General features: G+C 72.0%; 15 protein-coding genes. 8 read left to right on the forward strand and 7 right to left on the reverse strand.

The features are described 5' to 3' along the window. The first annotated feature begins 18 nt into the window (after positions 1-18). From OG611_RS12175 to OG611_RS12190, 4 genes are all read left to right on the forward strand, one after another. On the forward strand, positions 19-3,567 hold the full coding sequence (locus OG611_RS12175) for a bifunctional glycosyltransferase family 2 protein/CDP-glycerol:glycerophosphate glycerophosphotransferase (RefSeq protein WP_266418533.1): 3,549 nt from the start codon (positions 19-21) through the stop codon (positions 3,565-3,567). Positions 3,568-3,770: 203 nt separating this feature from the next. Beyond that, entirely contained in the window at positions 3,771-5,000 is a 1,230-nt protein-coding gene (locus OG611_RS12180; RefSeq protein ID WP_266418535.1) for a hypothetical protein, read from the forward strand. A gap of 44 nt (positions 5,001-5,044) precedes the next feature. Then, positions 5,045-6,559, forward strand: a complete 1,515-nt coding sequence (locus tag OG611_RS12185) for a bifunctional glycosyltransferase/class I SAM-dependent methyltransferase (protein WP_266418537.1) — start codon at positions 5,045-5,047, stop codon at positions 6,557-6,559. Between the two features lie 70 nt (positions 6,560-6,629). Further along, complete coding sequence (locus OG611_RS12190) at positions 6,630-7,004, forward strand: hypothetical protein (RefSeq protein ID WP_266418539.1); 375 nt, start codon at positions 6,630-6,632, stop codon at positions 7,002-7,004. A gap of 190 nt (positions 7,005-7,194) precedes the next feature. On the opposite strand, the gene OG611_RS12195 is transcribed toward OG611_RS12190, so the two are convergent. The 6 genes from OG611_RS12195 to OG611_RS12220 all read right to left on the reverse strand — a co-directional run bounded on the left by OG611_RS12195 (position 7,195) and on the right by OG611_RS12220 (position 19,459). Further along, entirely contained in the window at positions 7,195-9,366 is a 2,172-nt protein-coding gene (locus OG611_RS12195) for a bifunctional glycosyltransferase family 2 protein/CDP-glycerol:glycerophosphate glycerophosphotransferase (RefSeq protein WP_266418541.1), read from the reverse strand. A gap of 62 nt (positions 9,367-9,428) precedes the next feature. Then, complete coding sequence (locus tag OG611_RS12200; protein ID WP_266418543.1) at positions 9,429-11,741, reverse strand: bifunctional glycosyltransferase family 2 protein/CDP-glycerol:glycerophosphate glycerophosphotransferase; 2,313 nt, start codon at positions 11,739-11,741, stop codon at positions 9,429-9,431. A 182-nt stretch (positions 11,742-11,923) separates the two neighbouring features. Continuing rightward, a complete protein-coding gene (locus OG611_RS12205) occupies positions 11,924-12,835 on the reverse strand; it encodes a carbohydrate ABC transporter permease (protein WP_266418545.1) in 912 nt (303 codons plus the stop codon). Continuing rightward, a complete protein-coding gene (locus OG611_RS12210; protein ID WP_266418546.1) occupies positions 12,832-14,250 on the reverse strand; it encodes a carbohydrate ABC transporter permease in 1,419 nt (472 codons plus the stop codon). The genes OG611_RS12205 and OG611_RS12210 overlap by 4 nt, the downstream gene beginning before the upstream one ends. A gap of 4 nt (positions 14,251-14,254) precedes the next feature. Then, positions 14,255-15,616: an ABC transporter substrate-binding protein gene (locus OG611_RS12215; protein WP_266418548.1), complete on the reverse strand. Its 1,362-nt coding sequence runs from the start codon at positions 15,614-15,616 to the stop codon at positions 14,255-14,257. Between the two features lie 141 nt (positions 15,617-15,757). After that, positions 15,758-19,459, reverse strand: a complete 3,702-nt coding sequence (locus tag OG611_RS12220) for an FHA domain-containing protein (RefSeq protein ID WP_266418549.1) — start codon at positions 19,457-19,459, stop codon at positions 15,758-15,760. 499 nt (positions 19,460-19,958) lie between these two features. Between OG611_RS12220 and OG611_RS12225 the strand changes: the two genes are divergently transcribed. From OG611_RS12225 to OG611_RS12240, 4 genes are all read left to right on the forward strand, one after another. Then, on the forward strand, positions 19,959-21,647 hold the full coding sequence (locus OG611_RS12225; RefSeq protein WP_266418550.1) for a serine/threonine-protein kinase: 1,689 nt from the start codon (positions 19,959-19,961) through the stop codon (positions 21,645-21,647). A gap of 181 nt (positions 21,648-21,828) precedes the next feature. Beyond that, the gene (locus OG611_RS12230) at positions 21,829-23,067 is read left to right on the forward strand and encodes a serine/threonine-protein kinase (protein ID WP_266418552.1); all 1,239 of its coding nucleotides are present in this window, start codon (positions 21,829-21,831) and stop codon (positions 23,065-23,067) included. A gap of 94 nt (positions 23,068-23,161) precedes the next feature. Further along, entirely contained in the window at positions 23,162-24,268 is a 1,107-nt protein-coding gene (prfB, locus tag OG611_RS12235) for a peptide chain release factor 2 (protein WP_266418554.1), read from the forward strand. Positions 24,269-24,656: 388 nt separating this feature from the next. Continuing rightward, on the forward strand, positions 24,657-25,676 hold the full coding sequence (locus tag OG611_RS12240) for a hypothetical protein (protein ID WP_266418556.1): 1,020 nt from the start codon (positions 24,657-24,659) through the stop codon (positions 25,674-25,676). A 120-nt stretch (positions 25,677-25,796) separates the two neighbouring features. Here the strand turns inward: OG611_RS12240 and OG611_RS12245 are convergent, their stop codons facing one another. After that, positions 25,797-25,997 (reverse strand): hypothetical protein, encoded by a 201-nt coding sequence (locus tag OG611_RS12245; protein WP_072484166.1) that lies wholly within the window; start codon positions 25,995-25,997, stop codon positions 25,797-25,799. Positions 25,998-26,161 lie beyond the last annotated feature (164 nt).

Raw genomic sequence — 26,161 nt, forward strand, 5'->3', positions numbered from 1 at the left:
TGAACGGACGTGCTCAACATGTCGCCACGGCTCAGTGTCGTCGTACCCGTCCACAACGTCGAGCTCTACCTGACGGACTGCCTGAAGTCCCTCGCGGAGCAGACCATGGCCGACCTGGAGGTGGTGATGGTCGACGACGGGTCCACCGACGACAGCGCGGCCCTGGCCGCCGAGTTCGCCGAACAGGACCGCAGGTTCCGGCTGGTGAGCCAGGAGAACGGCGGGCTCGGCCACGCCCGCAACACCGGGGTCCGCAACTGCGACCCGGGCGCCCGCCATCTCGCCTTCGTCGACAGCGACGACGTGCTCCCGCCCCGCGCGTACGAACTCCTCGCCGGCGCGCTGGACGAGACCGGCTCGGACCTCGCGTCCGGCAATGTGCTGCGGCTGCGGACCGGCGGCCGGCTCCAGCAGTCGCCCAACTTCCGCAAGCCCATGGCGACCACCCGGCTGCGCACCCACATCTCCCGGGACTGGGACCTGGCCGCCGACCGGATCGCCTGCAACAAGGTCTTCCGCCGGTCCTTCTGGGACGAGCACGCCTTCGCCTTCCCGGTCGGCGCCCTCTACGAGGACATCCCGGTCGTCCTGCCCGCCCACTTCCTGGCCCGCTCCGTCGATGTGCTGAAGGACGCCGTCTACCACTGGCGCGACCGGCCGGGCTCGATCACCACCCGCCGCGCCGTCGTCCGCGGCGTCCAGGACCGGGTCTCGCACGTGCTGGGCGTCTCCGCCTTCCTCGACGAGCACCGCAGCGCCGACGACAAACGTCGGTACGAGTCGCATGTGCTCGCCAACGACCTCTGGTACTTCATGGAGGCGCTGCCCGACGGCGACGAGGAGTACCGGCGCGCCTTCGCCACGTACGCCAACGAGTTCACCGACCAGGTCGACCCGGCCGTCCTCGACGCGCTGCCGCTGCGGCTGCGCCTGATGTGGCACCTCGTGCGCGAACGGCGGACCGACGAACTGCTGGACCTGATCGCCTACGACAAGGCCGAGCCGGGCGCGTTCGCGGTACGGGGCGTGCGCCGCCGCAGCGCCTCCTTCCCGGCCGTCACCCGGCCGGTGCCGCGCCCGGTGCTGCGGGTGAGCGACCGGGACCTGCCGCTCACCGCCCGGCTGCGGGACGCCTATTGGCAGGGCGGCAAGCTGCACCTCAAGGGGTACGCGTACATCCGCAACCTGCCCGCCGGCTCGCGCGCCGCCGAGTTCCGGGCCGGCTGGCTGCGGGCCGGGCGTCGGCATGTGGTGCCGCTGCGGCTGCGTACGGTCGACGAGCCGGAGGCCACCGCCCGGTCCCGGCAGAGCCTGCACGACTACGACCGGTCGGGCTTCGAGACCGTCGTCGACCCGGCCAGGCTCCGCATCGACCCGCGCGGCAGCCTCGAACGGCTCACCTGGCGCCCGGAGATCGGCATCGCCGGACACGGCATGCTGCGCCGCTCCGAGCTCTCCGCGGACGAGGCGGCCGCTCCGCCGCCCGTGCACCGCCCCGACGGCGACCACCGGATCGTGCCCGCCTTCGACGGCGGCAAGCTGGTGCTGCACGCCGAGCGGATCGACGCCCGCTTCGAGACGCACCGCGCGGGCGACACCGGCGACGGAACCGCCGCCGTGGTCATCGACGGGATGATCCGCGACCGCCTCGGCAAGGGGCCGCTGCGCCTCGCGCTCACCCACCGCCCCTCCGGCACCTCCTTCGACTGTCCGGTGACGGTGCACGAGGGGGCCGTGCCCTCGGCGGCGGGATGGCGGCGGTTCACCGCGGACGTCCCGCTCGGCGCCTTCGCCGAAGCCCGGCCGGACACGGCACGGGGGGCGGGGCGCGCCCAGGTCCCGTACAGCCTGCACCTCGTCGGACCGGACGGACGCCGGACGCCGGTCGACGTGCCGGGGCCGGTACTGCCGGGCCGCTATCCGCTGGCCGGGAGCGGCGACGAACGGCGCGAACTCGGTCTCACCACCAGCTCCCGCGGCAATCTGCTGATCAGCGACCGCACGGTACAGCCCGCCGTCGACCTGGCGACCTGGACGGAGGACGGACAACTCCTCCTGGAGGGCGGCTTCCCCGGCCTCCAGGAACGGCCCGTCGAGCTGGTGGCCAGGCACAGCGGACACGGCGAGGAGGCCGTCCTCCCCCTCACCCTCTCCGGGGCCGCCGACGCCCGGCGGTTCAGGGCCGCGCTCCGGCCGGACGCCGTCGAGGGCCCCGGCGGGAAACTGCCGCTGGGCCAGGGGAACTGGTACCTCTTCCTCCGGGAGCAGGGTGCCCGGGACGAGGCGGACGACGCCCCGCTGCGCATCCCGGCCGCCCTCCACCGCACCCTGCCCGCCGCCCGCACCCTCGCCGGCCGGACGTACATCGTCGAGCGGCGCTTCCACGACCAGTTGCTGATCAACTGCGCGTCGGTGCTCACCGCCGGGGAACGCGGCCCGCGCGGCGAGCGGCTGCTGCGCGACGGGTACCGGACCCGGCGCACCGCACCGCTCCGCGACACGGTGCTGTACAGCAGCTTCGACGGCCGCCAGTACTCCGACTCGCCGCGCGCGATCCACGAGGAAGTGGTCCGGCGGGGCGCCGAGCTGGAGCATCTGTGGGTGGTGCGCGACCAGCAGGCCCGGGTCCCGGCGGGCGCCACGGCCGTCGAGCACGGCTCCGCCGCCTGGCACGAGGCGCTGGCCCGCAGCCGGTACGTCGTCACCAACACCCAGCTCCCGGAGTGGTTCGAGCGGCGCGAGGGCCAGTGCGTCGTCCAGACCTGGCACGGCACCCCGCTCAAGCGCATCGGTCTCGACCTCGCGGGCACCGCGCGGGCCAACGCCTCCTACCTCGCCACCATCGAGCAGCGCGCCCGTCAGTGGAGCTTCCTGGTCTCCCCGAACAGCTTCTCCACCCCCGTCCTGAGGCGCTCGTTCGGCTACCGGGGCGAGGTCCTGGAGTGCGGCTACCCCCGCAACGACCTGTTCCACGCCCCGGACCGGGCCAAGGTCGCCGCAGCGGTACGGGAGCGGCTCGCCGTCCCCGAGGGCAGGCGGATCGTGCTGTACGCGCCGACCTGGCGCGAGGACCAGCCGCGCGGCGGTGGCCGCTACGCCCTCGGCCTGCAACTCGACCTGGCCGCCGCCGAACGCGAACTCGGCCCGGACACCGTCCTGTTGGTGCGCCGCCACTACCTGGTGACCGACCGTCTCCCGGACAGCGGCAGCGGCTTCGTCCGGGACGTCTCGCGCTACGGGGACGTCGGCGAACTGATGCTGATCAGCGACGCCCTGGTCACCGACTACTCCTCGCTGATGTTCGACTTCGCCCAGACCGGCCGCCCGATGCTCTTCCACACCCACGACCTGGCGCACTACCGCGACACCCTGCGCGGCTTCTGCTTCGACTTCGAGGCCCGCGCCCCCGGCCCGCTGATCCCCGGTTCCACCGGACTCGTCGAGGCGCTGCGCGACCCGGAGCGGGCCACCGTGGGACACGCGCAGGCGTACAAGGCATTCCGCCGGGACTTCTGCGACCTGGACGACGGGCACGCGGCGGCGGGCGTCGTCGACCGAATGCTGTAATCCGCGCCGCCCGGCCGGTGCCGCCCCCGGCCGGGCGAAGGGACCGGAGTCACCGCTCCCTCCCTGAACCGTTCGAGTGATTCAAGGGTGCGAATGTTTGCGCGAGTGTGCAGCGCATTCAAGTAATGGTCCATACAAGTGCGGTCATCGTTGCGTTGCTCAGCGTCTTCTGGTTGCTACGTTCTGCTTTCATGGGTATCCGAATGCGATGCGAAACCTGGGACGTGCCACGCGCAAGGGCGGCGGTGCTCATTGTCGCGGCTGCGGGTCTTCTCACCCGAATGCTGATCGCGGCGAATATGCCGGGCCCGGCCGACGTGCGAATCTTTCATGGTTTCGCAAAGGCGATCGTGCGTTACGGGCCCATTCGGATTTACGAACAGCCGCTGCCGGGGCTGCCCGTCTACAACCACCCGCCACTGGCCGGCTGGATGCTTCTCGGCCTCAATGAACTCTCCGAACTCGGCATCCCGTTCGGAACGCTGATCAGATCGCCCGCCTCGATCGCCGACTTCTTCTGCGCGCTCATCGTGTTCGAGATCGTGCGCCGGCGCGCTTTTCTCGGTGCCGCCGTCGCCTGCGGTGTGGGCGTGGCCGTCAGCCCCGTGCTGATCGCCACCTCCGGCTATCACGGCAACACCGACGCGGTCGCCATCACCTTCGCCCTGGCCGCCGCCCATCTGCTCGTCGACCGGAAGGCGCCGCTGGCCGCCGGGGTGGCCGCCGCGCTCTCGATCAGCATCAAGTTCATCCCCGTGGTGGTGATCCCGGCACTGTTCCTCGTCGCGCTGCGGGCGGGCCGGCCGGCGTTCGTCCGCTTCTTTGCCGGGTTCGCCGCCCTGGTCGCCCTCGTCTGGGGGCCGGTCCTGGTGACCGTGCCGGAGAACCTCAAGGAGAACGTCCTGGAGTACGCGGGCGGCGGCTACCGGCTCTGGGGGCTCGTCCGCTTCGCCGACATGTTCGGCCTGCCAGAGTCCTTCATCACCTACATCGAGGGCGACGGCCACTTCTTCTTCGTACTGGCCTGCGTGGCGGCCGGGGTCTGGCTCGCCCGGCTGCGGCCCGCGCAGCTGCCCGCCGTCGTCGCCATCACGATGAGCCTCCTGCTGCTGCTCTCCACCGCGTCCGCGCTGCAGTACCTGACCTGGGCCGCCGCCGGGCTGTTCGTCGTCGGGTTCTGGGAGGGCGCCGCGTACAGCTGCCTGCTCGGCCTGACGGCGGTCCTCGGCTACCAGGGACGCTCCGCCGTGCGCTGGAGCGAAACGGTGCTGCACCTCGGTGAGGCCGGCTGGGTGGTTCTCGCCGTGGGTCTCGGCAGCGGAATCCGCAAGATCCTCGCCATGCGATCGGACCCGCCCGGACGGCCCCCCGTCGAGGGGACCCCGCTCATGGCGCCCCGCACCTGTCAGCCCACCGGTTCCGCCACCAACTGACCGCCCCCGAGCACCAAGCACCGAGCGCAACTGGAGAACGCCCCGTGAAGGAAAGCCCGAGCCCCAGGATCGGCATCCTGGTGGTCGCGTACAACGCCGAGACGACGCTGGAGAGGACCCTCGACCGCATTCCGGTGGACTTCCGGTCCAAGGTCGCCGAAGTCCTCATTCTCGACGACGCGAGCCATGATGCGACCTTCACCGCGGGCTGCCGCTGGTCGCAGACGGAGGGAATGCCGCGGACCGTGGTGATGCGGCACACCAAGAACCTCGGATACGGCGGAAACCAGAAGGCCGGATACGCGCTGGCCGCCGAACACGGACTGGACATCATCGTGCTGCTGCACGGCGACGGACAGTACGCCCCGGAATTCCTGCCCGACATGGTCGCGCCGATCGAACGCGGCGAATGCGAGGCCGTCTTCGGGTCGCGGATGATGAAATCCGGATCCGCGCTCAAGGGCGGCATGCCGATGTACAAATGGCTCGGCAACCGCATTCTCACCCGCCTGGAGAACATCCTTCTCGGCTCGCAGCTCACCGAATTCCACTCCGGATACCGCGCCTACAGCGTCGCGGCACTCAAGAAGCTGCCGATCCACCGGAACACCGACGCGTTCGACTTCGACACCCAGATCATCGTCCAGCTGCTCAACGAGGGGATGCGGATCAAGGAGATCCCCGTCCCCACGTACTACGGCGACGAGATCTGCTACGTCAACGGCATGAAGTACGCGAAGGACGTCGTCAAGGACGTCCTCGAATACCGGCTCGCCGTCAAGGGATTCGGCACCTGCGGCTGGATCCCCAAGCCCGTCGAGTACGCGTTCAAGGAGGGCGACGGCTCCTCGCACGCCGTCATCCTGGAGAAGATGCGCAGCCTCCCGCCCGGCCGCGTCCTCGACCTCGGCTGCTCGGGCGGCCTGTTCGCCCAGCGCCTCGAAGCCCTCGGCCACGAGGTGACGGGCGTGGACTACATCGAGGTCCCCGGCGTACGCGAGAAGTGCACCCACTTCCACCTCGCCGACCTGGAGGAGGGGCTGCCGGTCGAGATCGGCGCCGACTACGACTACGTGGTCGCCGGCGACGTCATCGAGCACCTCTCCCGCCCGGAGCGGGTGCTCGCCGAGGTCGTCGAGGTGCTGCGGCCCGGCGGCCATGTGCTGCTCTCCGTACCGAACTTCAGCCACTGGTACTCACGGCTGCGGGTCGCGCTCGGAGTCTTCGGCTACGACCGGCGCGGCATTCTCGACGAAACGCATCTGCGCTTCTTCACCCGGGCCAGCCTGCGCCGCACGGTCAGGGACGCGGGCTACGACGTCCTCGACATCGCGTCGACCGGGGCCCCGTTCTGGGCGCTGCTCGGCGGGGGACCGCTCCCCGCGGTCCTGGGCGGAGTGTCGAAACTGCTCACCCGGATCCGGCCGACGCTGTTCGGCTATCAGCACGTCGCACTGCTCACCCCGCATGCGGCCGAGACGATCATCGCTGGAGAGCACGTCGATGTACAGGACATCCTCAACCGACAGTACGCCCCTGCCGACCGGGTCGGTGTCTGAGGCCGCCGTCCCCCGCCCCACCCCCACCCCGGAGTCGGAATCCCCGGCCGCCGCAGTCAGGAGCAAGGTCTTGACCCTCCCCAGTCTGATGCTGCTGCTGTTCGCCGTGTTCTCGTCGGCGGGCGGCCAGATCATGCTCAAGCACGGGATGAAGAGCGCCGCGGCCGCCGCGGGGCACGGCGGCGGATCCATCGCCCTGCGCGCCGCGACCAGCCCCTGGGTCGTCCTGGGCCTGGTGGTCTTCTCGGTGTCCGCCCTCGCCTGGATGGCGACCCTGGCCAAGGTGCCGCTGTCCATCGCCTATCCGTTCAACGCCCTCGGGTATCTGCTGATCGTGCTGGCCGGGGCGACCGTGCTGCACGAGCGGACCTCGATGTGGACCTGGGGCGGCTCGCTGCTCGTGGTCATCGGCCTCGTCACGGTGATGGCGGGCCAGCAACGCTGAGAGCCTGTCGGGTGGCCTCGGATCGGATGGCGGACGCGGTCTGGTGCGTGCGATTCCAAGGCGGAGGAGGGAGTCGACGCGGAGCGTTGGCGACCGACGACAACGCGGGAAGCGTGCGTGCCAGGGCGTGGCCGCCCGGTCGGAGGTCACCCGACAGGCTCTGAGGCGCCGCCGTCGGACGGGCTGCCCCTCAGGCCCGTCCGACGACCGGCTCCGCCTCGCCCAGCAGCACCTGCCGCACCACCCGCTCCGCGGCCCGCCCGTCGCCGTACGGACAGAACCGGGCCCGGAACGCGGCCCGCAGCGCCTCGTTCTCCGGGCTCCGCCAGCTGCCGTCGAGGAAGATCCGGGCCAGCCCGTCCGTGGTCGTGGAGATCGCCCCGGGGGTGTCGCCGGGCGCACCGGACAGCAGATCGAAACAGACCCCCCGGACCGTGCGGTACGTCTCCCAGTCGGGGGCGTGCACCACGATCGGCCGGTCCAGATGGGCGTAGTCGAACATCACCGACGAGTAGTCCGTCACCAGCGCGTCCGCCGCCAGGCACAGCTCCTCGATCCGCGGATGCTCGCAGACATCGATGAGCGAGGGGTGGTCCGGCAGCCCGGCACCCTCGTAGAAGTAATGGGCGCGGACCAGCACCACCGACTCCGGGCCCAGCGCCTCGCAGAACCGGGCCAGATCGAGCCGGCTGGTGAACGCCGTCTCGTAGTCGCGATGCGTCGGCGCGTACAGGATGGCGCGCTGTCCGGGTCGGACACCGAGGTCCCGGCGGATCGCCGCGATCCGGTCGCCCGGAGTCGTCGCGAGGACGTCATTGCGCGGATAGCCCGATTCGAGGGACCGCGCCGCGTTCGGATAGGCGCGGGCCCACACCTCGGTGGAGTGCGGATTGGCGGAGACGCTCCAGTCCCACCGGTCCACGCGCTGGAGCAGCCGGTCGAAGTTCAGCCCCTGGGCCGCCGCCGGGTAGTTCTGCTGATCGAGCCCCATGATCTTCAGCGGGGTACCGTGATGCGTCATCACATGGACCTGGCCGGGGCGCTTGACCAGGTGGTCGGGGAAGTTGACGTTGTTGAAGAAGTACGTGGCCCGCGCCAGCACCTGCCAGTAGCGGCGGGTCCCCGGCACCACGTGGTCGACGCCCTCGGGCACCGAGCCCACCTGGTTCCGCGACACCACCCACACCCCGCGCACCTGCGGGGCCAGCTCCCGGGCCTTGCGGAAGATCGCCTCCGGATTGCAGCTCAACCCGCGGTTCCAGTACGCCGCGTAGACGGCGAGCCCGCCGTCCAGCGGGAGCCTGCGCTGCCACCAGTAGTAGTGCCCGGGGAGGCTGCGCCTGGCCCGCGCCCGGACCGCGCCGGGTGCCGCCCGCAGGCTCCGGCGCAGGGCCAGCACCGTGTCGAGCGCACCGAGCGCGGCGTACCGGCCGCCGCCCATCAGCCGGGGCCGAAGCCCCTGGGCGCCGCCCGGGAAGCGGTGCTCCCCGGGCCGGTGCGCACGGTGGAACGCCGCCACGGAGCGTACGTAGCGCCGGCGCCGCCGGGTCACCGACGGGTATCCGGCAAGGAGTTCCTGGACCGCCCGCTCGAAGAGCAGGGTCCGTACGGGAGCCAGCGGCGGCCGGTCCCGTACGAACTCCATCAGGGCGGCGTACGCCTCCACGAGCTGGTGCGGTGCCGAGCCGTCCGCCGGTTCCGTCACGTCGGCCCCGGGCGGCCGGCGTCGGCCGCGGTGTTCGACGCAGGGGGTGGCGAGCACGGCGACGGACTCGGCGGCGGCGAGGGTCTGGAACGCGTACATCCGCTCCCCGTGCTGCCCGGGACCGAAGCTCAGCTTCTCGCCCTCGTGGAGGGTGCGGCGCACGGCGCGGTTCCAGGAGACCGGTGCGATGTCCAGCAGCACGGGGTGCTCGGCGAGGGTGAGCCGGCCCTCGGGCAGCCCGTCGAGCAGCTCCAGCGAACGGGTCGGCCGGGGGCGGCCGCGGAAGGGCCGCCGGTGGTGGCCGAACAGCAGCAGCTCGGGGTCACCGGTCGCGTCCAGGCGGTCGGCGACGGCCTGGAGGGCGCCCGGCAGGTGGACGAAGTCGCCCTCCAGGAAGAGAAGGTAGTCCCCGAGGGCCCGCTCGGCCCCGGCATTGCGCCGCCCGTCCGCACCGGCCCCCGGCGGCAGATGGATGGCCTGCACCCGGCAGTCTCGGGTGGCGAACTCGTCGAACAGCAGCCCCGAACGGTCCGGCGCCCCGTCGTCGACCCCGATCACCTCGATGTCCGTGAACGACTGGGTGAGCACCGACTCCAGGCACTCGCGCAGCTGGCCTCGGGCACGGCGGACGGGGACGATGACACTCAGCCGGGGCATACGGGCTCTTTCTCGGACACGGATCCAGTGGATTCGACGGACCTGACTGATCTACGGGGCGCTCAGGGGTGGTTGGTGGGCCGGGCACCGGCGAGGCCGAGGTCCGCGGACGCCCGCCGGTCCCCGGGCACCGCGGCGGTGGCCGGTACGGGGACCGGGAACCGCGCCGGGTTCCCCGCCGCCGGCGCGGGACGCCGCCGCTCCGGCGGAATCGCGGGCGGCTGCACGGCGGTGTCGCCGAGGAAGACCCGGCGCACCACCCGCTCCGCCGCGAGCCCGTCGTCGTACGGGCAGAAGCGCGCCCGGAACGCCGCCCGCAGCTGGGCGGAACGGGCGCCGCACCAGTGGCCGGTGGCGAAGACGTCGAGCAGTTCGTCCTCGCTGTGCGTGATTGCTCCGGGCGGGCAGGAGTGCAGATCGAAGTAGGTGCCGCGGGCCGCTTCGTACGCCTCGCGGTCGCCGCAGTGGAGGACGACGGGCCGGTCCAGATTGGCGTAGTCGAACATCAGCGAGGAGTAGTCCGTGATCAGCGCGTCCGAGGCGAGCGCGAGGGATTCGACGGAGGGATGGCCGCTGACGTCGATGATCCGGGGGTGCGGTTCGCGGTCCATCGGGGCGTCGTACGAGTAGTGCGCGCGGGTCAGGACCACGTAGCCCGGACCCAGGACCCGCAGCACGCGCGCCAGATCGAGAGCGGGGCACTGGGCGCGGCGGTAGTCCCGGTGGGTGGGCGCGTACAGCAGGGCCACCCGGCCCTCCGGGATGCCGATCAGCTCGCGCAGCCGCGCCACGTCGTCGGCGGTGGCCCGCTGGTATACGTCATTGCGCGGGTACCCGTACTCCAGCGTCACGCAGTTCGCGGAGGCCGACGGGTAGGCCTTCTCCCAGACGAGGGTGGAGTGCTGGTTCGCCGAGAGGGAGAAGTCCCACTTGTCGACATTGGCCAGCAGCCGGCCGAAGTCCGTCGCGCGGGCCGCCGCCGGACGGTCCTGGAGGTCGAGACCCATGGTCTTGAGCGGGGTGCCGTGGTGGGTCTGGAGCAGCACCTGGCCGCGCCGCTTGACCAGCCGCCGGTCGAAGTTGACGTTGTTCACCAGGTATCGGGAGCGGGCCAGCGCCCGCCAGTAGCCGTACGTCCCGGGGGTGAGCCTGCGGGTCGCGGTCGGCACGGTGTGCGCGTCCTCGGGGCGGCAGATCCAGGCGGTCCGCAGCCCGGGGACGAGTTCGCGGGCCTTCGCCTCGATCGCCGCCGGATTGCAGGCGTAGCCGCGGTGCCAGTACGCGGCGAACACCGCCCGGTCCGCCTGGACGGGCAGCGTCAACTGGACGCGGTAGTAGGCCTGGAGCGCGACCGCTCGTACCGTCCGCCGGACCGCCGCGGCGATCCGGCGCAGCCGGCCGCAGAGCACCTGCGCGCTCCACAGCGCTCGGTACGTGCGGTGGGCGCCCAGCCGGAGCAGGCCGTGGCGCAGCCGGGCGCGGAGCGGGACGGGGGCGCCCGGGGTCCGGTAGCGGCGGCAGTGGGCGCGGGCCCGGCGCAGGAACTCGCCGTGCCCGCCGCGCGGCAGCCGCCCCCGGGTGGTGAACAGCGTGGAGAAGTGGTCGAGCATCCTGCGGAAGATCACCGGCCGCCAGCGGGCGAGCGGGGGGCGGGCGTCGATGAACGCGAAGACCCGGTCGTACTGCTCGAAGATGTCGAAGTGCCTGCGGCTGGTGGTGGACAGGATGTTTCCCCGGCGCCGCTGCCGGTAGCCCACGCACACCCGATCGAGGACCGCGATCGAGCCGGCGGCCATCAGTACCGGGTAGGTCCAGGGCGTGTCCTCGTAGTAGCCGGGCGGAAAGGTGAACCCCTCGGCCTGGACGAACGCGCGGCGGTACGCCTTGTTCCAGACGACCATCAGCACCTTCAGCAGGGCGGGCCGGTCGGCGAGCGTGAAGGCGGGCGGGCCGGTCTCGGCGAGATGCTCGGCGTAGCTGTTGCGCACGCTCTCGCCCGTCCAGTAGGTCCGGGCGTAGTCGTAGACCAGTACGTCCGGTTCCCCGGTCGCTCCGATCCGGTCGGCGACGGCCCGCAGGGCGCCGGGGGTCAGGGTGTCGTCGCCGTCCAGGAAGACCAGGTAGTCGCCGGTGGCCTGCGCGATCCCCGCGTTACGGGCCCGGCCCAGGCCCACGTTCTCCGGCAGGTGCAGGGCCCGCACCCGGCGGTCGCGGGCGGCGAACTCGTCGATGACGCTGCCGCAGGCGTCCGGTGAGCAGTCGTCCACGGCGATGATCTCGAAGTCCTCGAAGGACTGGGTGAGCACCGAGTCCAGGCTCTCGTGCAGATACGCCTGAACCCGGTACGCGGGCACGATGACACTGAACCGGGGCACAACACATCCATGGGTCGTTCGCTGCGCGGGCGGGTGGTCCACAAACGCCCCATGGAGCGACCGGGTTACGTCAAAACGTGGCAAATCCACGAAATGGCAGGTGGGGCGGGGTTGCCGTGATGGGTAACCCCGCCCCGTGTTGACGTACGGCCGTGCGCATCACGCCACCGCTTGCTCGCGGCTCACTTCACCGCGCCCGCCATCACGCCGGAGACGAACTGGCGCTGGAAGGCGAAGAAGACCGCCAGCGGAATCACCATCGACACGAAGGCGCCGGGCGCCAGCACGTCGATGTTGTTGCCGAACTGTCTGACCTGCTGCTGGAGGGCCACCGTGATCGGCGGCGAGTCCGAGTCGGCGAAGATCAGCGCGACCAGCATGTCGTTCCAGACCCAGAGGAACTGGAAGATCCCGAGCGAGGCGATCGCCGGACCGCCCAGCGGCATCACGACCCGGGTGAAGAGCCGGATCTCGCCCGCCCCGTCCAGCCGGGCCGCCTCCAGCAGCTCCCTCGGGATCTCCGCGAAGAAGTTCCGCAGCAGGAAGATCGCGAAGGGCAGACCGAAGGCCGTGTGGAAGATGACCACGCCGAAGGTCGTCTCGAAGATCCCGACCGCACCGAAGAGCTTGGAGACCGGGACCAGGGCGACCTGCACCGGGACCACCAGCAGCCCCACGACCACCAGGAACCACCAGTCGCGGCCGGGGAACTCCATCCAGGCGAAGGCGTACCCGGCCAGTGAACCGATCACGACGACCAGGACGGTCGCCGGGACGGTGATCATGACCGTGCTCAGGAGGGAGTGGGTGATCGTCGAATTGTCCAGCAGCCGGGAGTAGTTGTCGAAGGTGAGCTGGGACGGAGCCGTGAAGACCTTCCACCAGCCGGTCGCCGCGATGTCGTCCGCGCCGCGCAGCGAGGACAGCAGCAGACCGATCGTCGGCATCAGCCAGAACAGGCCCACCAGCACGAGGAAGATCCGCATCGCACCGCCGCCGGCGCGGGCGGCGAGGCGTGCGCCGAGGGACCGCTCGGCCTTCACCGGAACGTCTTCGGCCGTCGTGCTCGTGGCCGTGGTCGACGCTGTCGTCATCGGCGCCCCTCCTTCCGGATCCGGCGGATGTTGACGTACATCACCGGGAGTACCAGCAGCAGCAGGAGTACGGCGATGGCGCTGCCGATCCCGAGGTCCGCGTCCGTGCCGAACGAGGACCGGTAGAGCTGGAGCGCCAGCACGTTCGCGTCGTCCTGCGAGGAGCCCGGCGCGATGATGAAGACCAGGTCGAAGATCTTCAGCACGTTGATCATGAGCGTGACCAGCACCACCACGAGCACGGGCGCGAGCATCGGCACCGTGATCCGGCGGAACACCTGCCACTCGTTCGCGCCGTCCACCCGGGCCGCTTCGAGGAGTTCACGGGGCAGCCCCGCGAGCCCCGCCGCGATCAGCACCATCGCGAACCCGGCCCACATCCAGACGTAGGAACCGATGATCCCGGGGGTGACGAGGGTCGGGCCGAGCCACTCGATGCCGTTGTACGGCTCCTTGAAGTTCGAGGCGGGGAGCCGGAGTCCGGCGCCGTCCGCCGACGCGGGCAGGGTGAACGTACCGTCCGCCGCCGCCGTCGCCGAGGCGACCACCTTGCCGTCCTTGACCGCCTCGACCTTGAGGCCCTTGAGCCCCAGCTCCTTGGCGTCGATGACATTGGGCCGGCCGCCACCGCCCTTGGTGAAGTCCAGCCACGCGGTGCCGGTGATCTCGCCGTCCGCCGCCGCGGCGGCCTTCGCGGGCTTCGCGTCCTTCGGCATGTTCGCCGGAATCACACCGACCAGCGGCAGCTGCACGGGCTGCCCGGTCCGTACCGGCGCCTTGGTGACGAAGGAACCACCGGCGCCCGCCTTGAGGGGGTGGACGGGCAGCGGATGTGCCTTCGGGTACCCCGCCGACTCGGAGAACGTGTCGTGCACACCCACCCATACGGCGTTGGCGACCCCGCGCTCCGGAGCGGCGTCGTACACCAGCCGGAAGATGATGCCGGCGGCGAGCATGGAGATCGCCATCGGCATGAAGACGACCAGCTTGAACGCCGTGCCCCAGCGGATCCGCTCCGTGAGCACCGCGAAGATGAGTCCGAGGGCCGTGGAGACCGTCGGCGCGAGCACGACCCAGATCGCGTTGTTCTTGACCGCCGTACGGATGGTGTCGTCCGTGAACAGCGCCTTGTAGTTGTCGAGTCCGGCGAAGCCCGTACCCGCCTGGTCGAGGAACGACCGGTAGACGGAGTACACGATCGGATAGACCACGAGCGCGCCCAGCAGCACCAGCGCGGGTGCCAGGAAGAGGGCCGCGAAGAGCCGGCGGGTGCCGGTCACGCTCCGGCGGCTGCGTCCCGGGCCGCCGGACGGCGGATCGGACGGCTTCCTGGGCGCGGGCACCGACGGCTCCGCGGACGATTGCTTGTCGGCGGGGGGCACCGCGTCGGCGCCCCCCGCTGCGGCTGTCGTCATCCCGTCAGCTCTTGTACGCCTTGGCCGCGTCGGACTCCAGCTTCGCTTGAGTCCCCGCGATGTCCTTCGGGTTCTTCAGGAAGTCCTGGAGGGTCTTCCATTCGCCCTTGCCGGGCGTCCCGCCGAACGACTGCGGCGCCTGGTCGGACATGTCGAACCGGACGGAGTCACCGGCCGAGATCAGCGCCTGCGCCATCGTGCGCTGCACCTCGTTCGGGTACGCGGAGGCGTCCAGGGTCTTGTTCGGCGAGATGAACCCGCCCTGCTCGGCCATGATCTTCGCGGCGTCGGCCGAGGCCAGCCAGGTCAGCAGGGCCTGGGCGCCCTTGCCGTCCTTCAGCGCCACCGCGGCGTCGCCGCCGGTCACGACGGGGGACTCGGCGCCGACCGCCGGGAACGGGAACACCTTGGCGTCCGTCCCGATCTTCGACTTCGTCTGCGCGATGTTGACGCCCACGAAGTCGCCCTCGAAGACCATCGCGGCCTTGGGCTGGTCACCGCCGGTGAACGTCTGGGTGACCGAGGCGGGGAACTCCGTCTGCAGGGCGCCGTCGGCGCCGCCCGCGATCAGCGAGGGCTTGCCGAAGAGCTGCGCGAGCGTGGTCAGCGCGTCCTTGACGGACGGGTCCGTCCACTTGATCTTGTGCTGGGCCAGCTGGTCGTACTTCTCCGGACCGGCCTGGGAGAGGTAGATGTTCTCGAACCAGTCGGTCAGCGTCCAGCCGTCCGCGCCACCGACCGAGACCGGGGTGACACCCGATGCGGAGACCGTCTCGGCCGTCTTCAGGAAGTCCTTCCAGGTCTTCGGCTCGGCCGCGCCCGCGTTCTCGAACGCCTTGGTGTTGTACCAGATCAGGGACTTGTTGGCGGCCTTGAAGTAGACGCCGTACTGGGTGCCGTCGACCGCGCCGAGGTCCTGCCAGACCTTCGAGTAGTTCTTCGCCAGCTGGGCCTTGGCCTCGGGGCCGACCGGCTTCGCCCACTTCTTCTGGGCGGCCTGCTGGATCGCGCCGACCTGTGGGATCATCGCGACGTCCGGCGGCTGACCTCCCGCGATCTTCGTACCGAGGAAGTTGACGATCGGGTCCTGCGCCGGGACGAAGGTGACCTTCGCGCCCGTGCGGTTCTCGAACTCCTTGAGGACCTTGACGAAGTTGGCCTGCTCGGCACCGGTCCAGACGGCCGCGACCGAGAGCTTCTCGCCGTCCAGTTTGGGCAGCACGACGCTGGAAGGGCTCCCCTTGCCGTTCCCCGAGCTCTTGTCCGGCTTGTCCTTTCCGCCGTCGTCACTGCAACCGGTGAGGGCCAGTGCGCCGACGGCGGTGAACACCGCGGCGGCCCTGCTGATCCGAAGGGTTGTGCGCATTGCTTCCCCGTCTCTCACATCGTTGTGTGCGCACAGTCCTACGCCCGGTGTACGGACGCCGCAATACCGCTTCTCGTGTCAACTCCTTGATCGTGATGGGCTCGTGACGTGATGTCAGTGGATGTCCGGACCCGGCGTCCCTCAGGAGCGGACGGGCCCGAACGGGGCTATCGGCTCGGCGTTCACCGAACGGGCCGCCCACTCCAGCGCACTGGCCAGCAGCGCCAGGTCGGTCGGTCCGTTGCCCAGCTCACGGACCGGGCGCCGGGTCGGCGGATCGCCCATCCGCTCCCACTCCAGCGGCACGACGGTGGGCCGCAGCGTGGCGGTGCGCGGGATGCGACCGGTCACCCGGCCGCCCTGGAACGGCGTCACCCGGCCGTCCGGATGCCCGAGCCTGCCCCGTCCGGGCGCCGGGCCATCCGGCGACGGCGGGACCACCGGTGCGTCCAGCACGATGCGCAGCCGGGCCCCGTGGGCCAGGTCCGTGTCCTCCGTACGGTCCGGGCGGGCGGACGCCGCGACCAGGTGGACGCCCAGCCGGCCGCCCTCCCTCGCCACCGCCTCCAGGGCCCGCACCACCGAACCCGCGGCGGGGCGGCCGGGGCTGCCGAGCGCCGGGGCGACCAGCGCGTCGAAGTCGTCGACCAGGACGACGAGCCGGGGCAGCGGGGACGGCCCGGGGGTCGAGGAGCGGGCGGCGGGGCGCAGCCGGAGCGTCCCGCTCATCGGGGCGTCCACGTCACCGCGCTGTTCCGCGGTGGTCGGCGGGCGCTGGCCGACCATCCGCCGCGCCACCTCGTGCCGGTGGTGCCATTCGGTGAAGTCGTGCGGGCCGAGCAACTCGGCGCGGCGCTTCAGCTCACCGCCCAGCGCCTGGGCGAACTCTCGCATCCGCACCGGATCGGAGGCCACCAGGTGCGTGAACGCGTGCGGGAGCTCGGTGCAGGGGCGAAGGCCCTCGCCGCGGTCGCCGCCCGCGCCGTCGACCAGCAGGATGCCCAGCAGGTCGGGCCGGGCCGCCGCGGCGAGCGAGGCGGCGACGGCCCGCAGCAGCTCCGTGCGTCCGCTGCCGGCCGGTCCCTCGATGAGGAGGTGGGGTCCCTCCTCCGCCAGATCCACGCTGACCGCGCCCCGGGGCCCGGCGCCGAGCACCACCACGGGCCGCCCGACGGCCGCGGGGGCGGCGGCGGGTGTGCCGGTGTCCGGGTCGGCGCCCGCGTCCGCTGCCGCCCCGGCGGCGGTGCGTCCGGCCGCGGCGGCGCTCTCGGCGCTTCGCGCGGCGACCCGGGGAGTGTCGCCGCCGCGCGGCCCGCTGACCCGGTTCGAGCCGCGTCCGGACCCGGCGGACCGGAGACTGTCGGCGCCCTGGACGTCGCCGGCGCGGTCACCACCACCGGCCCAGGAACCGGTTCCGGTCCCGGGAATGGTCCGCGAGCTCGGGATGTCCCCGGGCGAACCGCCGTACCGCTGCCCGCCGACCCGGCCCGCGGAACCGCCGGGATACGGGGTGCGCCCGGAGTCGGGGTACGGGGTACGGCCCGAGTCCGGGTACGGGGTGCGCCCGGAGCCGGGAGTGTCGTGGCCGTCGTCGGGGGCGAGGGAGTGGCCCGGGGCGCCGATGTGGGTGGCGTTCTCGCTGCCGGGGTACGGGGTGCGGCCCGAGCCGGGGGCGTATCCGCCCGCGCCGTCCGGGCCCGGCCCGGCGCCCATGCGCTGGGTGCCCACGCGGGGACCCGCGCCGCGCGGGTACTCCGTACGGCCCGAACCGCGGGTGCCCGCATCGGCGCCGTCGTCCGCGCCGCCGCCCGCCGGTCCGCCCGTCCAGCGGCCCGAGCCGCGCACCGTGGCGCCGGGCTGGTCGTCCGCGGTGGAGGCCCAACGGGCCATCAGGGAAGCCGGAGTGGCACGGGCCAGGCCCAGCTCGTCCAGCAGACGGGCGGTGGTCGGCAGCGAGACCGACGCCGATCGGCCGTGGGCCGTGGCCGAACCCTCCGTACGCAACGGGGCCAGCGCCCGGCCGAACCGCTCGGCCCAGTGCGCCGACACCGCGTCCACCGCGGCGACCGTGCCGCGGCCCGCGGCCCGGCCGTCCGCCGTCCGCAGCAGCCGCAGGGCCGTCGCCACGTCGCCGCTCAGCATCGCCACCGCCCCGCACTCGCGGAACGCGATCGAGGCGTGGCAGGCGGCCTCGTAGGTCGCCGCGACCGGTGAGGTGGGTGTGGCGGCCGGGGTCTCGGCCAGACAGATCAGATGGATGCCGGCCGCGGCACCGGCGGCGGCCAGCCGGGCGGTGTTCTCGCGCAGCGCCGCCGAGCCCGGGTCGCCGTCGACGATCACCACGGTGTACGGACCCGCGTACCGCTCCGCGGCCTCGGCGACCGTACTGCGGTCCAGGCTCGCCCAGCCGGGCCCGAGCGGACCGTCGTCCAGCCGGCGCACCAGCTCCGTCACTCGGGCGGTGGCCTGGTCGCGGTCGTACGCGAGGAGCAGCCGGCAGTCCTGGCCGCGCATCGGCCGCAGATGGGGCAGCCAGCCGAGCCAGGCCCACTCGCGCCTGCGCTCGTCCGCGCCGCGGGCGCGGTCCGTGCTGATCAGGACGATCTCCAGATCGGCGGGGGAGTGCAGCGCGGCGAGCTGCGCCACCGTGGAACGGGCGAGTCCGGCCAGCCGGGTCCGCGGCCCGGCGAGCCCGAGCGAACCGGCCTCCCGCAGCCCCACCGTCACCGGCACGGCGGGCAGCTCGGCCCGGTCCGTCGTCCCGAGGCGCACCACGAGCGCCTCGGGGTGGGTGGTGCCGCGCTCCCACAGCCGGGGGCCGGGGCCGAGCGCGGTCAGCAGCACGGCCGCCGGGTCGGGCCAGACGCTCTGCGCGGCGGCCCCCGAAGGCGCCGCCGGGGCGGCCGGGAACGGCGGCTCGGCCGCGCCCGCGCCGTCGGGCGTCGCCTCGTGCACGGGCTCGCCCCTGTTGCCCGCGAGTCTGCGCGCCCAGGCGCCTATCCCGCCCCGTCGCGGCGTCCCGTCGTCCGGGACGGGGGCGGGGTGCCCGGAGGAGGACGCCCGGCGGGCACCGGTCCGCCCGTCGTCGTCGCTCCCGTACGCGTGACCGGTGCCGGAATCCTGGTGGCGGACGGGCCCGGGGTCGGGGGAGACGGCCGGGGCGTATCCGTGACCGGAGCCGTCGTCGGCGCCGGCCGTGCCGGAAAGCCGCAGATGACCCTCGCCGTCCGGGGCCGTCGCCAGCGTCGGCGCGGGCGCGCCGGAGGTCAGCCGGAGCGTGGACTCGCCGAGCCGCAGCAGCGCACCGGGCTTCAGCCGGACCGGGCGGTCGCGGACCTCCGTACCGTCGAGCAGGGTGCCGTTGGTGGAGCCGAGGTCGGCCACCGAGACCTGGCCGTCGGCGGAGACCGCCACCGCGCAGTGCAGCCGGGACACATCGGGGTCGTCGAGCGGGACGTCAGCGTCGGCGGAGCGGCCGATCCGGATCCGGCCGCCGTGCAGCAGATGGACCCCGCCCGCGTCCGGCCCCGCGACCACGTGCAGCCGCGCCGGGACGGCGTCGTCCACCGCCTCGTCCTCGCCCGGGACCTGGAGCGAGAGCATCGCCCCGTCCACCAGTGGTGGTTCACCCAGCGCGCACCGCTGGGCGTCGAGCCGCTCGCGCCCGGCGAACAGCACCACCGCGCCGCTGCCGAGCGAGCCGTCGGGCCCCAGGACGGCCGCGGCCAGGTTGGACGCCACGGTGGCGAGCGCCGTCCCCGACGGGGCGGTGACCAGCACGTCGCACGCGCGCGCCGGGGTCTGGCCGCTGCGCGGCGCGAGGACGGTCAGCCGGATCTGCATCGCCGTCAGCGGTCCCTTCTGCGCGGGGCGCCGGGCAGGGGAAACGCCCTGTGATTCCCCCCACCCGACACGGACGCGTCGTCCGGTACAGGTTCGTCACGTGCCGCAGGGCTCCCGACCCCACAGTTCCGTGCTGGAGGCATCCTCGCACCTGCGTCTGACAACACGCCCGGGGGCCACCGCTAAGTGATCATGAAACGTCGGCTGTGCGCCCATAAATGCCTGCTTGGAACCTCGTCCGCGAGGACGGAACGGTTCCGGAAGAGCGTCCGGAGCGGTGTGTCGCACGTACGTACGGCAACCATTGGCCCGATGTGAGCGTCTTGTTCCGCAACCGGCCACCGCCTTCGGGGCGGCATCCGGCCAACGGCGGACAGGGCGACGAAAGCAACCGGACGGAGCCGCCCGGCCGCGCCGGTCACCCCACTAGAGTGGGCCGGAAACTCCCGGGCGGATCCGGGAGCACCGCAATCACCACGATCTGCAGGGAGCGCATGACGTGCGGCCGGTAGGCAGCAAGTACCTCCTGGAGGAGCCGCTGGGACGCGGCGCCACGGGCACCGTCTGGCGTGCCCGCCAGCGGGAGACCGCGGGCGCCGAGGCGGCCGTCGCCGGCGAGCCCGGCGAGACCGTGGCGATCAAGGTCCTGAAGGAGGAGCTCGCCAACGACGCCGACATCGTGATGCGGTTCCTGCGCGAGCGCTCCGTGCTCCTCCGGCTCACCCACGAGAACATCGTGCGCACCCGCGACCTGGTCGTCGAGGGCGACCTCCTCGCCCTCGTCATGGACCTGGTCGACGGCCCCGACCTGCACCGCTACCTCCGCGAGAACGGCCCGCTCACCCCGGTCGCCGCCGCACTGCTCACCGCGCAGATCGCCGACGCGCTCGCCGCCAGCCATGCCGACGGCGTCGTCCACCGCGACCTGAAGCCCGCCAACGTCCTGCTCGACGAGCGCGACGGCCAGATGCACCCGATGCTCACCGACTTCGGCATCGCGCGCCTGGCCGACTCCCCGGGGCTCACCCGGACCCACGAGTTCGTCGGCACGCCCGCCTACGTGGCGCCCGAGTCCGCCGAGGGCCGCCCGCAGACCTCCGCCGTCGACATCTACGGCGCGGGCATCCTGCTGTACGAGCTGGTCACCGGCCGCCCGCCGTTCGCCGGCGGCACCGCCCTCGAAGTGCTGCACCGGCACCTCAGCGAGGAGCCCCGCCGCCCCAGCACCGTCCCGGCCCCGCTGTGGACGGTGATAGAGCGCTGCCTGAGCAAGGACCCCGACCGGCGGCCCAGCGCCGAGAACCTGGCCCGCGGCCTGCGCGTCGTCGCGGAGGGCATCGGCGTGCACGCCAGTTCCGCCCAGATCGCCGCGGCCGACGGCGTGGGCGCCCTGCTCGCACCCGATCCGGCACCCGCGGCCGTTCCGGAGACCCCCGGCGCGGCGGACCCGACGCAGATGCTGCCGAGCAACGCGGGCTCGTACGACCCCAACGCCGCCACCAGCCTCATGCAGCACACCCCCGGCCAGGGCCAGGGCGCGGGCGGGCACGCCGACCCGACCTCGGTCATGCCGCCCGTGCCGCCGCGTCCGGACGGCTCTCCGCAGCCCGAGGGGCCGCACCCCTGGCAGTCCCAGCTCCAGGCGGCCCGCGACCGCAACGAGCCGACCCAGGTCCAGTACCTCGACCCGGGCCAGGACCCGCTGCGCCGCCGCCCCCAGCGCGCCCAGCCCCAGCCCCAGCAGCCACAGCACCAGCAGCCACAGCGGCGGCAACCGCCTCCGCAGCATCAGCAGTACCAGCAGCCGCAGCAACAGCAGTACCCCCAGCATCACCACCAGCAGCAGTACCAGCCGCAGCCTCAACAGCAGCCCCAGCGCCAGCAGTACGCGCCCCCGCAGCAGCCGGTGGCGCCCCAGCCGCCGGCCCCGCGTCAGCCCCGCGAGCCGAGGCAGCGCAGCGCCAACCCGATGAGGATCCCCGGCCTCGGCTGCCTCAAGGGCTGTCTGTTCACCCTGGTGCTGCTGTTCGTCGCGGGCTGGCTGATCTGGGAACTGACCCCGTTGCAGGACTGGATCGGCCAGGGCAAGAGCTACTGGCAGGCGATCAGCGACACGGTCTCCACCGTCACCGACTGGATCTCGAAACTGGGCGGCAGCAGCGACGGCGGCGGCAACACCAACCCCTGAGCAGCCGCACCACCATCAACTCTGTAGCTATATCGACTTCCGCGGGCCAGTTTCCACCGCATATCGCCCGCGGAAGTGAAGGTTGGCACCATCCCGGGCACTCAACCCCCCGGCCGACGCGTAACTTTGTCGACCGGGGGTCATGAGCGACGGTCCATCGCCAGCCGCTGAGGGAGCAGTCTTGGCACGGAATATCGGCAGCCGGTACACCGCACACCAGATCCTGGGGCGCGGCAGCGCCGGCACGGTCTGGCTCGGCGAAGGGCCCGAGGGCCCGGTGGCCATCAAGCTGCTCCGCGAGGACCTCGCGTCCGACCAGGAACTCGTCGGCCGCTTCGTCCAGGAGCGCACCGCCCTGCTCGGTCTCGACCATCCCCATGTCGTCGCCGTCCGCGACCTCGTGGTGGACGGCAACGACCTGGCACTGGTCATGGACCTGGTACGCGGCACCGACCTGCGCACCCGCCTCGACCGCGAACGCCGCCTCGCGCCCGAGGCCGCCGTGGCGATCATCGCGGACGTCGCCGACGGCCTCGCCGCCGCACACGCCGCCGGCGTGGTCCACCGCGACGTCAAGCCGGAGAACATCCTGCTCGACATGGAGGGCCCGCTCGGACCCGGCGGCTCGCATCCGGCGCTGCTCACCGACTTCGGCGTGGCCAAGCTGATCGACACCCCGCGCCGCACCAAGGCCACCAAGATCATCGGCACGCCGGACTATCTGGCCCCCGAGATAGTCGAGGGGCTGCCGCCGCGCGCCGCCGTCGACATCTACGCCCTCGCCACGGTCCTGTACGAACTCCTCGCAGGTTTCACGCCCTTCGGCGGAGGACACCCCGGCGCCGTCCTGCGCCGCCACGTCACGGAGACGGTCGTACCGCTCCCCGGCATCCCCGACGAGCTCTGGCAGCTCCTGGTCCAGTGCCTGGCCAAGGCCCCCGCCTCCCGGCTGCGCGCCTCCGAGCTCGCGGCCCGGCTGCGCGAGCAGCTCCCGCAGCTGGCCGGCATCCCGCCGCTCGACGTGGACGAGCCGGACGCCGAGCCGGAACCCCAGACCTACGACGAGCAGCAGTACACCCCCGCCCCCGAGGAGCCCCGCCGCCGCGGCGCGGTCCCGTTGGTATCCGGCTCGTCCGCCGACTCCAACCGCGACACCCACACGAGCATGCGCGTCCCGGCCCCCGACGAACTCTCCGGCGGCCCCCGCGGCACGGCCAGGGCCCCCCGCTCCCCGGGCACGCCCCGCCCCGGCTCGGCCCGCAACAAGTCCGCCGCCGTCCGCAAGCGCCGCCTCACGCTGGGCGCCGCGGCCCTGGTGCTGGTGGCGGCGCTGGGCGTGGGCGGCTGGCTGGCGCTGAGCGGCGACGACGAGGGCGCACCCGCCCAGGACCCGGGGAACTCGGCACCGGGCACGCCCTGACCCGAGGGCCCGCGAGGGCGCCGCGCACGTGATCGCCGGGACGTGATCATGCGGCCCGAGGAACGTCCGTGCCGACAGCCGTTACGCTGGACCCGTGGCAGTCGTCGATATTTCCGAAGAGCTGAAGTCCCTCTCCTCGACCATGGGGTCGATCGAGGCCGTCCTGGACCTGGATGCGCTGAGGGCGGACATCGCCGCGCTCGAGGAGCAGGCGGCCGCGCCTTCCCTCTGGGACGACCCCGAGGCGGCGCAGAAGATCACCAGCAAGCTTTCGCACCTCCAGGCCGAGGTCCGCAAGACCGAGGCCCTCCGCAACCGGATCGACGATCTCGAAGTCCTCTTCGAGCTCGCCCAGGACGAGGGCGACGCCGATGCCCTGGCCGAGGCGGAGTCGGAGCTGGAGTCCGTCCGGAAGGCGCTGGACGAGATGGAGGTCCGTACTCTCCTGTCCGGCGAGTACGACTCCCGCGAGGCCCTGGTCAACATCCGGGCCGAGGCCGGTGGCGTGGACGCGGCCGACTTCGCCGAGAAGCTCCAGCGCATGTACATCCGCTGGGCCGAGCGGCACGGCTACAAGACCGAGGTCTACGAGACCTCGTACGCGGAAGAGGCCGGCATCAAGTCGACCACCTTCGCCGTCCAGGTGCCGTACGCCTATGGCACGCTCTCCGTCGAGCAGGGCACCCACCGGCTCGTCCGGATCTCGCCCTTCGACAACCAGGGCCGCCGCCAGACGTCCTTCGCGGGCGTCGAGGTGCTGCCGGTGGTCGAGCAGACCGACCACATCGAGATCGACGAGTCCGAGCTGCGCGTGGACGTGTACCGCTCCTCGGGCCCCGGTGGTCAGGGCGTCAACACCACGGACTCCGCGGTTCGTCTGACCCACCTCCCGACCGGCATCGTCGTCTCCTGCCAGAACGAGCGCTCGCAGATCCAGAACAAGGCGTCCGCGATGAACGTCCTCCAGGCGAAGCTCCTTGAGCGCCGCCGCCAGGAGGAGCAGGCCAAGATGGACGCCCTCAAGGGCGACGGCGGCAACTCCTGGGGCAACCAGATGCGGTCGTACGTCCTGCACCCGTACCAGATGGTCAAGGACCTGCGTACGGAGTTCGAGATGGGCAACCCGGAAGCGGTCTTCAACGGCGAGATCGACGGCTTCCTGGAAGCGGGCATCCGCTGGCGCAAGCAGCGGGAGAAGTAGGAAGAAACAAGCGTTCACGGCGGTGCCGGAGACCCCGCGGGTCTCCGGCACCGCCGTTTTCGTCAGGGGCGACCTCATGACCGGGCCGCCCCCGAAGGGGAGTTGGGGCTCCTGGTTGCGCGGGAGCTGTGGCGAGTGCGTCACAGTCGTGATTCCGAATGAAGGTCAACTGCGAACAAACCAGTGCATATCGCACGGAACGGCCTTGACGTAGTCCTTAACTGTGGACAGGGTGCTAGGGCAGCATGCGTATGTCTGGGACGGGTGTGAACGGGGGCGGGCGGCATGACCACGGCTCTGTGTGGCGCCGTTCGGAGCGAACTCCGGAGAGCCGGGGCCCGCATATGGCTGCTCCACTGACGAGAACAGCTACTGGGGGTAGCAGCACATGACGAAGAAGACGCGAGTCCGCGTCGCGCGGATCGCCGCGGGCGCGGTCATCGCCGCGGGCGCCTCGCTCACCGCCGCCGGTGCAGCTTCGGCGGTCGGCATTGGCGTCGACCTCGGCGTCGTGTCCACGAAGGCCGAGGTCGACGAGGGCGGTCTGGGCATCGACGCCGACATCAAGGGTCCGCAGGGCGATTCCGACGGCGGTGGCCCGGGCGGTGTCGACGAGGGACAGACGTCCGGCACCGGCACGTCGGGCACGGAGGGTTCTTCCGGCACCGAGGGTACGTCGGGCACGGAGGGTTCTTCCGGCACCGAGGGCACGTCGGGCACGGAAGGTACGTCCGGTACGTCGGGTACGGAGGGTTCTTCCGGCACGTCGGGTACGGAGGGTTCTTCCGGTAACTCGGGTACGTCCGGCAACTCGGGTACGGAGGGTTCTTCCGGTAACTCGGGTACGTCCGGCAACTCGGGTACGGAGGGTTCTTCCGGTAACTCGGGTACGTCCGGCAACTCGGGTACGGAGGGTTCTTCCGGTAACTCGGGTACGTCCGGCAACTCGGGTACGGAGGGTTCTTCCGGTAACTCGGGTACGTCCGGCAACTCGGGTACGGAGGGTTCTTCCGGTAACTCGGGTACGTCCGGCAGCTCCGGTACGGAGGGTTCTTCCGGTAACTCGGGTACGTCCGGCAGCTCCGGCAGCTCCGGCACGGAGGGTACGTCGGGCACCTCCGGGAGTGGCTCGTCCGGTACCACCGGTAACGCCTCCACCGGCTCCGCCACCGGCGGCGACGACGCCAACACCTGCACCGTCGACCTCGACGGCGCGAAGTGCGCGGACAACACCACTCCCGACTCCGCCGGCAACCAGCCGGTCGAGCAGGGCAAGGGCAAGGACGAGCTCGCCGAGACCGGTGCCGCCGAGACCACGTTCCTGCTGGTCGGCGCCGCGACGATGATCGCCGGAGGCATCGGCTTCCGGATCCTGCCGCGCCTGATGAACGGCCGTACGGTCGCCTAAGGGTCACCCGCGGTAACAACTGCACAGCTACGCACAGAGGGGCCCGGGACGCCGATCGGCATCCCGGGCCCCTCCGCGTACACGTACCGGCGCCTGCGGGCCGACAGGCGGGGCGCGCGGCTACACGGTCTGGTGCGCCAGCAGTGCCAGCGCGCCCAGCAGCACCACCAGCAGGGCCACGAGCATCGCCGGGTTCAGCCCGGCGAACATTCCCTGCTCCTGTTCCTGCTGCAGCCGCGCGCGGCTTGCCCGGCAGACGGGGCAGCGGCCCTCGTTGACGGGCGCCGCGCAGTTCGCGCACACCAGTCGGTCATAGGTCATGCGCTTTCCTCCTCCCGCGCGGCGGAGCCGCATACGCTCTGTCTCCGCACAACGCTCATGGAAACGCAACCGTTCCCCCTACCACTGTGCCAGCTCGCGCGGATTTCGGCGCGGCCCGCCGGAGATCACCCGTTCCGTCGCACTTCGGACCCGCTTCCGGCCGG

Origin of the sequence: Streptomyces sp. NBC_01363 (genome assembly GCF_026340595.1) — a bacterium.
Taxonomy (GTDB): Bacteria; Actinomycetota; Actinomycetes; order Streptomycetales; family Streptomycetaceae; genus Streptomyces.